Here is a 12,280-nt window from a genome sequence, read left to right as displayed (position 1 = left end):
TAACTTTTCGATTAACCTCCGCGACTATGTCGGCGCGCTCTAACATCCTGGACATGCGTTCGTCTCTGAACCACCCCACCAAGCAGCTTTCCCGCCAGCAGATCACGACGGCGTCACACAGGGGCACCGTCGACGCGTTTCCGCCGACCGACGGGCGCCTGACTCGGATCGACATCGGGGACCTCCGACTGGAGAGCGGCGAGGTGCTGCCCGATGTCACCGTCGCCCTGCAATGTTGGGGCACCCCCACCCCGGAGATGGACAACATCGTGCTCGTCGAGCACGCTCTGACCGGCGACTCGCACGTCTTCGGCCCTGCCGACGACGAACACATCACCGCCGGATGGTGGAACGGCATGGTCGGCCCGGGTGAGCCGCTCGACACCAACGAATGGTGCGTACTCGCGACCAACGTGCTCGGCGGGTGCCGCGGCACCACCGGCCCCAGCTCGCCGGCCCCCGACGGAAAGGCCTGGGGGTCGCGTTTCCCGACGATCTCCATCCGCGACCAGGTCGAGGCGGAGGCCGCGGTCGCCGACAAGCTGGGCATCGCCCGGTTCGCATCCGTCGTCGGCGGTTCGTTGGGAGGCATGCGTGTCCTCGAGTGGATGGTCAGCCATCCGGAGCGGGTCGCGTCGGCCCTCGCGCTGGCGGTGGGCCCCCGCTCGACCGCGGACCAGATCGGCGGCCAGACCACGCAGATCGACGCCATCACCGCCGATCCGAACTGGCAGGGTGGGGATTACTACGGCACCGGCCGGAGCCCCGACACCGGATTGAGCATCGCCCGTCGGTTCGCGCACCTGTCCTACCGCGGGGAGGTGGCCCTGGACACGCAGTTCCAGAACGTCCCGCAGAAGGGCGAGGACGTGTGGCGCGGCGGTCGGTTCGCCGTGCAGAGCTACCTCGAGTACCACGCGAACAAGCTGGTCTCGATCTTCGATGCGGGTAGCTACGTGGCCCTCAGCGAGGCGGTCACCCTCTACGACGTCGGCCGCGGTCGCGGCGGGCTCGAGGCCGCGCTGACCTCGACCCACGTCCCGGTGGTCGTCGGTGCCATCGACTCCGACCGGATCATGCCGCTGCGTCACCTCGAGGAGATGGCCGAACTGCTGCCCGGCTGCGACGGTCTACGAGTGGTGCACTCCGCGGCCGGGCACGACGGCTTCCTCACCGAGGTCGCCTGGGTGACCTCGGTGCTCGGCGAAACCCTGGACCTGGCCCGGGCGAGCCGCATGAGTTCCGTCACGATGTGAGACTCCGGTGCTGCCGCCTCGGCGGCAGCACCGGAACCAGCAACTCGGCCCGAGGCTTCGCCCGAGGAGTCTCGGCTCAGTCGGTACCGAGCGGGTCGATCGAGACGGCGAGCCACACGATCGCCCCGCCCACCGCCGTCAGGGCCGCCACGTCGAAGGCCTGCCCGCGGACCGCGAGGAGCCCGACCTCCTCCTCGGGCAGGCACAGCCGGAACCCGGCTGCCAGCAGCGTCGCGAGACCGAAGACGAAGGCGCCGCGACGCCACCGCTCGGCCAACACGAAGATCACCGCGACCAGCACGACCGCGGCGACCGCCAGCAGCGGCAGATTCCGGCGGGCGAGGCGAACCCAGCGGTTCGCCGTGACGGCCGTCATCGGGGCTATTCCGCGTCCGCGGCGAGCTGCTCGGCGCGCTCGACCACGTTGCTCAGCAGGAACGCCCGCGTCAGCGGACCGACGCCGCCGGGGTTCGGCGAGACGAAACCCGCGACCTCGCGAACGTCGTCGGCGACGTCACCGCGCAGGCCTTCTGCCGTACGGCTCACGCCAACGTCGATCACGGCGGCGCCCGGCTTGACCATGTCCGCGGTGATCAGGCCCGCGACGCCGGCGGCGGCGACCACGATGTCGGCGCGGCTCACCTCGGCGGCCAGGTCCTTGGTCCCGGTGTGGCAGAGCGTGACGGTGGCGTTCTCACTGCGCCGGGTCAGCAGCAACCCGATCGGGCGCCCGATCGTGACGCCGCGGCCGACCACGGTGACACGCGCGCCGTCGATCGGGATGTCGTAGCGACGCAGCAGGTGAACCACGCCGCGCGGGGTGCACGGCAGGGTGGACTCCTTGCCGAGCACCAGCCGGCCCAGGTTGACCGGGTGCAGGCCGTCGGCGTCCTTGGCGGGGTCGATCCGCTCGAGCGCGGCGTTCTCGTCGAGATGCTTGGGCAACGGCAGCTGCACGATGTAGCCGGTGCACTCGGGGTTCGCGTTGAGCTCGTCGATCGTGGCCTCGAGCTCGGCCTGGGTGATGTCGGCGGGCAGGTCGCGTCGGATCGAGGTGATGCCGAGGCGGGCGCAGTCGTTGTGCTTGCCCCGCACGTAGGAGGCCGATCCTGGGTCGTCCCCGACCAGGACGGTACCCAGTCCGGGTGTGATGCCGTTGGCCCTGAGTGCGTCCACCCGAGCCTTCAGGTCGGTGAAGATCTCGTCACGGGTCGCTTTGCCATCAAGGATCGTTGCAGTCACGACCGTCATTGTTTCAGGTCAGACTGAGGACATGGCACCGACTCCGGAACTTGCACCCGAACTTCGCGGCCCGAGGGTGTTGTTGACGCCGTTGCGGCCCGAGCACCGCGCCCGACTCCGGGAGATCCACCGTGAGCCCGAGGTGCGCAGGTGGTGGCAGATGCCCGACGACGACTGGCCCGAGGTCGAGGAGCCGGACACCACCAAGTACACCGTGCTGGCCGGAGATCGGATCGTCGGGTTCGCGCAGTGGTACTTCGAGCCCGACCCCGACTACCGGCACGCGGGCCTCGACCTGTTCCTCGCCGCGGAGACGCAGGGCTGCGGCCTGGGCACCGAGGTGGTGCGGGTGCTGTGTGCACACCTGATCGACGACCACCACTTCCATCGTCTCGTCATCGACCCCAAGGCCGCCAACACCCCGGCGATCGCGTGCTACCGCAAGGTCGGCTTCAAGGACGTCGGGGTGATGCGGGAGTACGAGATGAACCACGACGGCAGCTGGGCCGACGGGCTGCTGATGGACCTGCTGGCGCGGGAGTTCGTGCGCTGACCCGTCCCGGCGACAGCGGTCGGTGCGGGGCTGCCGGTCACGGGTCGACGATCAACCCGTGCGCGCTGGCCATCGCGATCGCCTGGGTCATCTCGATCTTCGCCTGGTCGAGCTTGGCGGTGGTCCACAGCGCCGCGTCGACGTGCGCGCCGCGCAGGTCCGCGCCCTCGAGCCGCAGGTCGGAGGTCCGGGCGCCGCGCATGTCGACCGACCGCAGCACCGCCTTGCGCAGGTCCGCACCGACCAGGTTGGCCTCGCGCAGCCGGCTGTCGGTGAAGTCCACGCCGCGCAGGTCTGCCTTGCCGAGCGACGCCAGGGTGAAGTCCACCTCGTCGAACTCGATGGGCCGCAGACGACAGTCCTCGAACGTCGAGCCGAGCAGGCTGGAGCCGCGGAAGGCGCTGTGCCACAGCCGAGTCCGATTGAAAGTGCAGGACCGGAAGGCCGTCACCAGGTGACGGGAGTCGGTGAGATCGGCACCGGTGAAGTCGCAGTCGGTGAACACCACCTGCTCGGTGTGCAGCTCGCTCAGGTCCGCGTCCCGGAACGAGCACCCCGTGTAGTGGCGGTTGGTCCACTGCTGGCGTGGCAGCCCGGCGTCCGAGAAGTCCTCACCGATGAATTCCTGGATGTCGTCCTCAGCCATGCCTCGATCCTGCCCTCCACGACCGACAGCCCGGTCCATGGGGACCGCGCGGGTGGCGACGGCAGGTCTGCTACTCGGTCCTGGCAAGCTGACAGGTGTGTTCCGACTGATGTTCCACGAGCCACGTATCCCTCCCAACACGGGCAACGCGATCCGCCTGGTCGCGGGCACCGGATGCGAGCTGCACCTGGTCGGCCCGCTGGGGTTCGACCTGTCCGAACCGAAGCTGCGGCGCGCGGGACTCGACTACCACGACCTCGCCTCGGTCTCCGTGCACGAGGACCTGCCCGCGGCCTGGGCGGCGCTGGCCCCGCAGCGGGTCTACGCGTTCACCGCACACGCGGACACCTCGTTCACGGACATCGCCTACCAGCCCGGCGACGTGCTGCTGTTCGGCCCCGAGCCGACCGGACTGTCCGAGGAGGTCCTCGCGGACCGCCACGTCACCGCCCGGGTGCGGATTCCGATGATCCCCGGCCGGCGGTCACTGAACCTGTCGAACGCGGCGGCGGTGGCCGTCTACGAGGCGTGGCGCCAGCACGGGTTCGCAGGCGCGCAGTAGTCACGGCGACGGCTACCGTTCGGGCGCCTGGGATTTGGCGAGTTCGGCCCGCATCTGGGTGAACCGGAACAGCCCCGGCCTGCCGACGACGGTCTCGTAGTCGCGGACGACCTGGTCGACGAACTCCGCGCCCCGGCCGTCGTCGAGCCGGCCCGTCCAGGCCGTCGCACCGACCGCGAACCACTGCGCGAACGCCGCGCGGGAGCCGAAGTCCCAGTCCAGGTCGGCGACGCGCAGGCCGGCGACGGTCAGTCCCGCTGAGGACGCGAGGTCGGGGTAGCCCGCCGGGTCGACGTGCAGGAAGGGCGCCTCGAACCCCGTGAACTCGCCGGACCATTCGGGCCTGTGACACACCCGCATGGCCATCGCCTCGAGGCTGGGACGCTCACTCGCGCACACCACCTGGATCGTCGCCCGACCGCTCGCCCGCAGCGCCCGGGCGATCCCGGCGAGCGCGCTCCCCGGTTCGGTCACCCAGTGCAGCGCATTGAAGGAGACCACCACGTCGAACTCGTCGGCGAACGGAAGGTCGCGGGCATCGGCGACAAGGAACTCGAGGGCGGTCCCACCGGGCACCGTCCGCGCCCGCGCCGCGTCGATCATGCTCGGGGACGCGTCCACGCCGACCACCGAACCGCCGGGCAAGCGGGCAGCGAGCGCCGCTGTCACGAACCCGTCGCCGCATCCGACGTCGAGGAGGCGTTCGGCGCCACTGAGGTCGAGGCCGGACAGCGACCGCGCGGCGAGGGTGCGCTGCAGACCGCTCACCCTCGCGTAGCCCTCACCGTCCCAACCGGACATCCGTCAATCCTGCACCTCGAAGCGCTTGTGGCGCGAGGTTGCGCCGGAAATCAACCGCACCGCGCTCTTCGACAGCCCGAGATGACGTGCCAGTAGTTCCTCGGCGGCCTTGTTGGCCTTGCCCTCCACCGCCGGCGCGCGCACGTAGAGCAGCAGGGTGCCGTCGTCGAGCGTCTCGACCAGCGGGCCCTTCTTGCTGTTGGGCTTGATCTGCGCCGCCACCGTTCGCGTCATCGGCGCGCTCACCCCGCCGCGATGTCCAGGAACTCGCGGGCCGAGCCTCGCAGTCCGCGGTCTCGGTCCCACACCGCGAGCAGCCGGCGCGGGAGTCGCAGGTCCTGCAGCTCGACCGCGACCAGCCGACCGTCGACGAGGTCTGCGGCCACGGCCAGCGAGGACACCACCGCGGGCGCGTTGCCCGCGACCACCGCGGCCTTGACCGCCGTGCAGGAGGTGAGCTCGAGCAACGGGGCCACGCAGCCGGGCACGGCCTGCTCGAGCGTGGTCCTGGTGCCGGAGCCGAACTCGCGCTGGATCAGCGGGGTCCGGGCGAGCTCGGCGGGGGCGATCGGACCGGACCGCGCCCACGCGTGGCCGGGCGGGACGATCACGATCAGCTCGTCCCGGGCGACCTCCCGAGCGTCGAGCCCGGCGGGCACCTCCGGCCCCTCCACGAAGCCGAGATCCGCCTCACCGGCGAGCACCTGCGCGGCGACGTCGGTGGAGTTGAGCAGGCGGACCGAGGTGACCACGGTGGGATGCTTGCGGCGCATCGCCACGGTCCACCCGGGCACCAGGTACTCGGCGATGGTCATGCTGGCCGCGACCGTCAGGTTCGCCGCCCGCTCGCCGCGGAGCGCCGAGATTCCCGACGCGAGATGCTCCGCGGCGGTCAGGGTGCCTGCCGCCCACTCGAGCACCAGCCCGCCCTCGTAGGTCGGCGTCACGCCGGTGGTGGCGCGGTCGAACACCTTGATACCGAGCTGGCGTTCTGCGGACCGCACGCGGGCACTGATCGCCTGCTGGCTGAGGCCGTGTTCGCGACCGGCAGCGCCCATGCTGCCCAGCCGGGCGACGGAGACCAGCACATCGAGTGCGGCCAACTCGGGGACGCGGGGCGAGATCGGCATGCCCCCAGCCTAGCCGCGTCACAATCAACGGTTGTGGCCGGGCAAGGGCAACGCCTCTACCGGCAACGATCCGGTCGGGCGATGGTGGACACATGCTCACCACCGCCGCACCCCCGTCCACCGAGCCGACGCCGCACCGGGCGCTGGCACACGTGACGCCGAACTGGTTCGGCGTGGTGATGGGCACCGGCATCATCGCGGTGGGCGCCGCGTCGCTCCCCGTGGACCTACCCGGACGCGAGTCGCTCGCGCGGGTGTTCTGGCTGCTCGCGAGCGCGGCACTCGTGGTCGTGTCGGTGGCGTTCGCCGCACATTGGATTCGGCATCGTGAACACGCGCTCGGCTACGCCCGCAACCCCGCGACGACCCCCTTCTACGGCGCCTTGCCGATGGCGTTGCTCACCGTCGGCGCCGGGACGTTGGCGGTCGGGTCCGACCTGCTCGGCCCGTTCGCGATCGGCGTCTCCGCCTCGCTCTGGGTCGTCGGCACCGTCGCCGGAATCGCGGCGGCGGTCGCGGTTCCGCCCCGGATGCGCTGCGGCGGAACGCCGTCCCCGAGCTGGTTGATGCCCGTGGTGCCGCCGATGGTCTCGGCCACCACCGGCGCCGCGCTGATCCCGCACCTGCCCGAGGGCGCGCCCCGGCTCGCACTGCTGCTCGCCTGCTACGCCCTGTTCGGCATGGCACTGGCAGCCGCGCTCGCGACGGTGACGGTGGTCGCGACCCACACCTACCGCAACGGCCTGCCCGCGCTGCAGGCGTTGCCCACCTTCTGGATTCCACTCGGCGTGATCGGTCAGTCGGTCGCGGCGGCGAACCTGCTCGGGCGGGTCTCGGCGGGGGCGGTGGACCCGTCGGTGGCCGTCAACCTGCGCACCTTCGGTGTCGCGTACGGGATCGTGACGGGCGGGGTCGGGGTGTTGGCCTTCTGCTGCGCCTGCCTGCTCACCGCCCACGCGACCGGTCGTGGCCTGCAGTTCTCGATGACGTGGTGGAGCTTCACCTTCCCCGTCGGTGCCTGCGCAGTCGGTGCGGCGGCACTCGGTACCGCAACCGAATCGATTGCAGTGCAAAGGCTTTCCGCCGCGCTGCTGGTTTTGTTGATCGGCGCGTGGCTGGTGGTCGCCGCGCACACCGCCCGTGGAGTGTGGACGCGGGCACTGTTCGCCGGCTGAGGCGGCGGACGCTTCCCCTCCCGCCGCCGTCAGAGCAGCGCGAACGCGACCCCGGCGCCGATCAGGACCAGCACCGCCACGACCGCGGCCAGCGCGACGAGCACACTGCGCACGCGGTGCCCGGCCGGCTCGACGACGACCTCACCTTCCACCACCGACTCGGCATCGCCGGGAGTCGTCGTCACGAGAGTTGCACCCGCGCTGACGGACTCGGGTACAGCCACGACCTCCGCCGCGTCGGGCACCGGACGGATCCGCCCGATGGCCGTGAGTACCTCGGTGACGTCGTAGGAGGGCGGCAGTCCGATCGGCTTGTTCTTGCCGTGCGTCGAGGTCCGATACCCCGCCGCGAGGATGGCCGCACCGAGGGCGGCGGCCTGCTCCGGCCCCGGACCGACCACGCAGTGCACACCGAACTTCTCGGCGAGGGCGTTCGCCACACCGCGCAGCGCGGCGTCGTCCCGTGCGACCAGTCCGTCCGCGGTCACCACGACGGCGTCGAGGTTGGACGGCAGCCATCCGAATGCGCCGAGCGCACTGGACAACTGCGCGGTCGGTGAGGCGCCGCGACCGGCCGCGAATCGAAACGACCGCCCGCTGGAGACTCCGGAGCGCACCAGCGTGACCGTCGCCCCGGCGTCGTCCACGTGATAGCTGCCGATCAACTGACCGGGCTTCTCTGCCACCTCCGACTCGAACCAGGCGCAGGCCGCCTCCGCGTCCGAGACCAGCGACACCTCGGACAGCCCCGAGTAGTTCAGCGAATTGCGCAGCTCCGCCACCGTCTCCGAATCCCAGGACGACGGGTGGGTGGCCACCACCTTGGGAGCGCCGCCGTCCCGGCCACCGAAGGTGGGCAACGGCTCGCACTCGCGAACCAGGCTCCGCATCGCGGTGGCCACGACGTCCTCGGCCCGGTAGCGGGTGCCGTCGCTGGTCGCGACCCCCTCTGGATCACCTACCCGCGCAACGAAACCCGACAGGGTGCTGACGAACTCCGCATCCCCGCCCGGATCCGCACCGCCGAGCACGGCCTCACCGTCCGAGCACAGGTACAGCACTGTGTCGCGGACGATGACGATCGGGTCGGGAGTGCCCGGCTCGTTCGACGCCACCACCAGGGTGGACACCAGACTGCCGATCCGGATCCCAATTCCCACGGACATGCACGTTCCCCATTCGGTGTCGAACAGCTCGCAACCGCATGCCGCCGAGCGCGAATCGTTCGGCGGGATGCAGGGTTACATATTGCTATGCCGACGATCCCGCACGCACCACGCCCCGCCGGGGACCGGGCTGTTGTTTCAGTCGGCGAGCGAGTCGATCGCGTTCCGAAGTCGCGTCGTCGCCTCGTCGGCGACGACCGCGAGCTCGGCGTCGTCGGCGACCTCGACCATGAGCTGCGGGTTCATCGCCTCGACGACCACCGCCTCGCCGTCCTCCCGGACCACCACGTTGCAGGGCAGCAGCAGGCCGATCTGCCGGTTCAAACCCACCGCACGATGGGCGAGTTGCGGGTTGCAGGCACCGAGAATCAGGTACCGGTCGATGTCCTCACCGATCTTCGCCCGCAGCGTGGCCTGCATGTCGATCTCGGTGAGCACACCGAAGCCCTGCTGCTGCAGGGCGGCCCGGGTGCGTTCGACCGCGTCGTCGAAGGTGGTGGTCAGCGTGGTGGCGATGCCGAGTTCCATGATCTGTGTCCTCGTTTCGTGTTCGGTGTTTCTCACCGGTGCGGGGCGAGTCCCCACGGCCGCGCGTCGAGCAGGATGTCGACCGCGGTGCCGGCGTCGACGGTCCGGCACACGTGCTCGAGCGCATCGACGCGCAGCCCGTCGGCCGCTCGGGCGAGGTCGGCAATGGTGGGCAGGATCGCGGGGTCCGGCGGGCCGCCGACGCCGCGGTGGTAGTTCTCCAGCGAGTGCCCGAGGTAGAGCAGGCGGCCACCGGGTGCGAGCCAGCTCGCCGCGCGGGCGATCTGGGCCTGCAACTGCTCGATCGGCAGGTGCAGGAAGCTCAGCAGGACCAGGTCCACCGGACCGTCCGGCGACCATTCGGTGACGTCACCGACCTGCCAGTCGATCCGCCGCTCGGGATCACGCCCGCGGGCCTGCTCGATCGCCACCGCCGAGTAGTCGACGGCGGTGACGGTCCAGCCGGCGCGGTCGAGCCACCGGGCGTGCCGGCCGTCACCACAGGCGAGGTCGACGGCCCGCCCCGGCATCGCGTCGGCGAGCCGTTCGCGGATGGTCTCGGCGGGTTCGGCCCCCCACGGGTCCGGGCGGTCGCGGTACCGGTCGTCCCAGGCGCTCGCGTCCATTCCCGTCATGCCAGGGCGAGGAAGAGCTTCTCGAGCTCCGCCTCGGTCATCGGGGCCTGGTTGTCGCGGTCCTTGCCCTCGAGGCAGTCCCGCAACCCGGTCGCGACGATCTTGAAGCCGGCCCGGTCGAGGGCCCGCGACACCGCGGCGAGCTGGGTGACGACGTCCTTGCAGTCGCGACCGCTCTCGATCATCGAGATGACCCCGGCCAGCTGGCCCTGCGCGCGCCGGAGCCGGTTCAGCACCAGCGCAATGCTCTCCTCGTCACCGGTCATGGCGACACCACCTCTTCCCTTGGACATTTCGTCGATCTACCAGACCCCAGGGTACCCCGTGGGGTATCTTGCGAGTCGCCTCCTGGCGCCGGTGCGGTACCGCGGCCACACTGGAGGCACGGCCAGTTCACTTTCGACACCAGCGCAGGAGACATCATGAGCGAGAACGGGCCCTTCGGCTTCGACCCGGAGGATCTCGACCGGGTGGCCCGCGAGGTGGGCGAAGGTCTCAAGGACGCCCTGGGCAAGGTCGGCAGCTTCCTCGGCGAGGCCGGCATCGGCACGGTGTGGTCGAGCGGCCTGGGCGAGCACACCGTGCACCGGACGTGGCCGGCGGCGCGCCCCACGACCGCCGGCGACACCGGGGACGGGGTCTGGGCGATCTACCTCGTCGACGACGCCGGCGCCGCCCGAGTCGAACAGGTCTTCGCGAGCGAACTCGATGCCCTGCGTGCCAACAAGAGCAACACCGACCCACGCCGCCTGGTCCGCTTCCTGCCCTACGGCGTCACCGTGGGCGTCCTGGACGAGAACCCGACCCGCGAGCCGACGGACCAGCGGCCCGAGGACCGGCCCGACACCCCCGACTCCGACGCCTGACCCGCCGCTACACGGGGTCACCGACCCGGGCCTGCCCCGACTGCCAGGTGCGGTAGCCGCCGTCGAGGTTGCGGACCGAGCGCCCGAGCTGACGCAGCAGACGCGCCGCCGTGTGGCCGCGCTGGCCGACCTGGCAGTGCACGACCAGTTCCCCGTCCGGCAGCTCGTGCGCCCGCGCCCGCAGCTCGTCGAGTTCGACGTTCACCGCACCGGGAACGTTCCCGGCGGCGAACTCCTCGGGCGTGCGGACGTCGACCAGGACCGCACCCGCGGCCTGCAGGTCGGGCAGCTCGTGCCACTGCACGGTCGCGGCGGTGCCCGCGCGCAGGTTGTCTGCGATGTAGCCGAGCATGTTCACCGGGTCCTTCGCGGAGCCGAACTGCGGCGCATAGGCCAGTTCCAGGTCCGCGAGTTCGGAGGCGGTGATGCCGCCGACCATCGCGGTGGCGATCACGTCGATGCGCTTGTCGACGCCCTCGCCGCCGACCCCCTGGGCACCCAGGATCGCGTCGGTGTCCGGATCGACGAGCAGCTTGAGCGACATGCCCTCGGCCCCCGGGTAGTACCCCGCGTGCGATTGCGGGTGCGTATGGATCGCCCGGTAGGGCCGACCCGCCGCGCGCAGCCGCTTCTCGTTCCAACCCACCGCCGCCGCCAGCAGTGAGAACACGCCGACGATCGCGGTGCCGACCACTCGGCGCGGCCGCACCGGCAACCCGGCGATGACGTCGGCGACGAGCCGGCCCTGACGGTTCGCCGGGTTCGCCAGCGGAACCAGTCCGGGCTCGCCGGCGACTGCGTCGACCTTCTCGACCGCGTCGCCGACCGCGTAGACGTGTGCGGCGGAGGTGCGCATCAACTCGTCCACCGAGATGCCGCCGCGCGGACCGATCTCGATACCGGCGGCGACCGCCAGCGCGGTCTCGGGTCGCACGCCGATGGCCATCACGACGACGTCGGCGGGCAGCGTCCGGCCGTCGGCGAGCGTCGCGGTGTCCGCGTCGATCGACACCACCTGGGTGCCGAGTTCGAGCCGAACACCGTTGCCGCGCAACTCTTCCGCGACCGGTGCCGCCATCTCCGGATCGAGGGGCGCGAGCACCTGGTCGGCGAGCTCGACGACCGAGACCGCAAGTCCGCGCCGGCGCAGGTTCTCGGCGAGCTCGACGCCGATGAAGCCGGCGCCGACGATCACCGCGGAACGCGCCGCGCCCTCGATCGCGCCGACCAGCCGGTCCACGTCGTCCACGTCGCGCAACACCAGCGCGCGGCCGACGCCCTCGACATCGGGGACGATCGGACTCGCGCCGGGGCTCAGGACCAGGGAGTCGTAGGACTCGGTGAACTCGACGCCGGTGAGCAGGTCACGTGCGGTGACGGTGCGGGCCGCGGTGTCGATCGCCGTCACCTCGGTGCGCACCCGCACGTCCAGCCGGAACCGGGCGGCGAGGCTCTCGGGTGTCTGCAGCAGCAGGGCGTCGCGATCCTCGATCACACCACCCGCGTAGTACGGCAGGCCGCAGTTCGCGAACGAGACGTGTCCGCCCCGCTCGAAGACCACGATCTCCGCCGCCTCGTCCAGCCGGCGCAACCTGGTCGCGGCGGACATACCGCCCGCGACCCCACCCACGATGACGACCTTCACGTCGACTCCTTCCGTTCCCGGGGGACTATACCCCCTGGGGTATAGGAACCGGCCGGACGAGCCCGATGTTCCCGG

General features: G+C 71.0%; 16 protein-coding genes. 5 read left to right on the top strand and 11 right to left on the bottom strand.

What is annotated here, in order from left to right; genetic code table 11:
• Window positions 1–53: 53 nt before the first annotated feature.
• Window positions 54–1,256 (top strand): homoserine O-acetyltransferase, encoded by a 1,203-nt coding sequence (locus ACFVH2_RS03435; RefSeq protein ID WP_378422286.1) that lies wholly within the window; start codon window positions 54–56, stop codon window positions 1,254–1,256.
• A 76-nt stretch (window positions 1,257–1,332) separates the two neighbouring features.
• On the opposite strand, the gene ACFVH2_RS03430 is transcribed toward ACFVH2_RS03435, so the two are convergent.
• Both ACFVH2_RS03430 and ACFVH2_RS03425 read right to left on the bottom strand, forming a co-directional pair.
• Entirely contained in the window at window positions 1,333–1,632 is a 300-nt protein-coding gene (locus ACFVH2_RS03430) for a DUF3017 domain-containing protein (RefSeq protein WP_378422285.1), read from the bottom strand.
• Window positions 1,633–1,637: 5 nt separating this feature from the next.
• The gene (locus ACFVH2_RS03425) at window positions 1,638–2,498 is read right to left on the bottom strand and encodes a bifunctional methylenetetrahydrofolate dehydrogenase/methenyltetrahydrofolate cyclohydrolase (protein WP_378422283.1); all 861 of its coding nucleotides are present in this window, start codon (window positions 2,496–2,498) and stop codon (window positions 1,638–1,640) included.
• Between the two features lie 31 nt (window positions 2,499–2,529).
• Between ACFVH2_RS03425 and ACFVH2_RS03420 the strand changes: the two genes are divergently transcribed.
• The gene (locus ACFVH2_RS03420; protein WP_378422281.1) at window positions 2,530–3,051 is read left to right on the top strand and encodes a GNAT family N-acetyltransferase; all 522 of its coding nucleotides are present in this window, start codon (window positions 2,530–2,532) and stop codon (window positions 3,049–3,051) included.
• A gap of 37 nt (window positions 3,052–3,088) precedes the next feature.
• Here ACFVH2_RS03420 and ACFVH2_RS03415 read toward each other — a convergent pair whose 3' ends face one another.
• On the bottom strand, window positions 3,089–3,697 hold the full coding sequence (locus ACFVH2_RS03415; RefSeq protein WP_378422279.1) for a pentapeptide repeat-containing protein: 609 nt from the start codon (window positions 3,695–3,697) through the stop codon (window positions 3,089–3,091).
• Window positions 3,698–3,794: 97 nt separating this feature from the next.
• Between ACFVH2_RS03415 and ACFVH2_RS03410 the strand changes: the two genes are divergently transcribed.
• Window positions 3,795–4,259 (top strand): tRNA (cytidine(34)-2'-O)-methyltransferase, encoded by a 465-nt coding sequence (locus ACFVH2_RS03410; RefSeq protein WP_378422277.1) that lies wholly within the window; start codon window positions 3,795–3,797, stop codon window positions 4,257–4,259.
• Between the two features lie 12 nt (window positions 4,260–4,271).
• On the opposite strand, the gene ACFVH2_RS03405 is transcribed toward ACFVH2_RS03410, so the two are convergent.
• From ACFVH2_RS03405 to ACFVH2_RS03395, 3 genes are read right to left on the bottom strand one after another with little or no spacing between them, the layout of a single operon-like run.
• Complete coding sequence (locus tag ACFVH2_RS03405; RefSeq protein ID WP_378422276.1) at window positions 4,272–5,060, bottom strand: class I SAM-dependent methyltransferase; 789 nt, start codon at window positions 5,058–5,060, stop codon at window positions 4,272–4,274.
• A gap of 3 nt (window positions 5,061–5,063) precedes the next feature.
• Window positions 5,064–5,294: a DUF167 domain-containing protein gene (locus tag ACFVH2_RS03400; protein WP_378422647.1), complete on the bottom strand. Its 231-nt coding sequence runs from the start codon at window positions 5,292–5,294 to the stop codon at window positions 5,064–5,066.
• Window positions 5,295–5,302: 8 nt separating this feature from the next.
• On the bottom strand, window positions 5,303–6,190 hold the full coding sequence (locus ACFVH2_RS03395; RefSeq protein ID WP_378422274.1) for a LysR family transcriptional regulator: 888 nt from the start codon (window positions 6,188–6,190) through the stop codon (window positions 5,303–5,305).
• Between the two features lie 92 nt (window positions 6,191–6,282).
• Between ACFVH2_RS03395 and ACFVH2_RS03390 the strand changes: the two genes are divergently transcribed.
• Window positions 6,283–7,365 carry a TDT family transporter gene (locus ACFVH2_RS03390; RefSeq protein ID WP_378422272.1) on the top strand — a complete coding sequence of 361 codons (1,083 nt, stop codon included), beginning with the start codon at window positions 6,283–6,285 and terminating at the stop codon, window positions 7,363–7,365.
• A gap of 29 nt (window positions 7,366–7,394) precedes the next feature.
• Here the strand turns inward: ACFVH2_RS03390 and ACFVH2_RS03385 are convergent, their stop codons facing one another.
• The 4 genes from ACFVH2_RS03385 to ACFVH2_RS03370 all read right to left on the bottom strand — a co-directional run bounded on the left by ACFVH2_RS03385 (window position 7,395) and on the right by ACFVH2_RS03370 (window position 9,960).
• A complete protein-coding gene (locus ACFVH2_RS03385) occupies window positions 7,395–8,531 on the bottom strand; it encodes a hypothetical protein (RefSeq protein WP_378422270.1) in 1,137 nt (378 codons plus the stop codon).
• A 138-nt stretch (window positions 8,532–8,669) separates the two neighbouring features.
• Window positions 8,670–9,059, bottom strand: a complete 390-nt coding sequence (locus tag ACFVH2_RS03380) for a DUF302 domain-containing protein (protein ID WP_378422268.1) — start codon at window positions 9,057–9,059, stop codon at window positions 8,670–8,672.
• A gap of 32 nt (window positions 9,060–9,091) precedes the next feature.
• Complete coding sequence (locus tag ACFVH2_RS03375; RefSeq protein WP_378422266.1) at window positions 9,092–9,685, bottom strand: class I SAM-dependent methyltransferase; 594 nt, start codon at window positions 9,683–9,685, stop codon at window positions 9,092–9,094.
• Window positions 9,686–9,690: 5 nt separating this feature from the next.
• Window positions 9,691–9,960 carry a metal-sensitive transcriptional regulator gene (locus tag ACFVH2_RS03370; RefSeq protein ID WP_378422264.1) on the bottom strand — a complete coding sequence of 90 codons (270 nt, stop codon included), beginning with the start codon at window positions 9,958–9,960 and terminating at the stop codon, window positions 9,691–9,693.
• Between the two features lie 156 nt (window positions 9,961–10,116).
• Here ACFVH2_RS03370 and ACFVH2_RS03365 point away from each other — a divergent pair, with 156 nt between their 5' ends.
• Window positions 10,117–10,560, top strand: a complete 444-nt coding sequence (locus tag ACFVH2_RS03365) for a hypothetical protein (protein ID WP_378422262.1) — start codon at window positions 10,117–10,119, stop codon at window positions 10,558–10,560.
• 7 nt (window positions 10,561–10,567) lie between these two features.
• On the opposite strand, the gene ACFVH2_RS03360 is transcribed toward ACFVH2_RS03365, so the two are convergent.
• Entirely contained in the window at window positions 10,568–12,205 is a 1,638-nt protein-coding gene (locus ACFVH2_RS03360; protein WP_378422260.1) for an FAD-dependent oxidoreductase, read from the bottom strand.
• Window positions 12,206–12,280 lie beyond the last annotated feature (75 nt).

The organism is Rhodococcus sp. NPDC127527, assembly GCF_042672245.1.
Classification (GTDB): Bacteria; Actinomycetota; Actinomycetes; order Mycobacteriales; family Mycobacteriaceae; genus Rhodococcus_G.
This window is presented reverse-complemented; position numbering and strand designations above follow the sequence as displayed.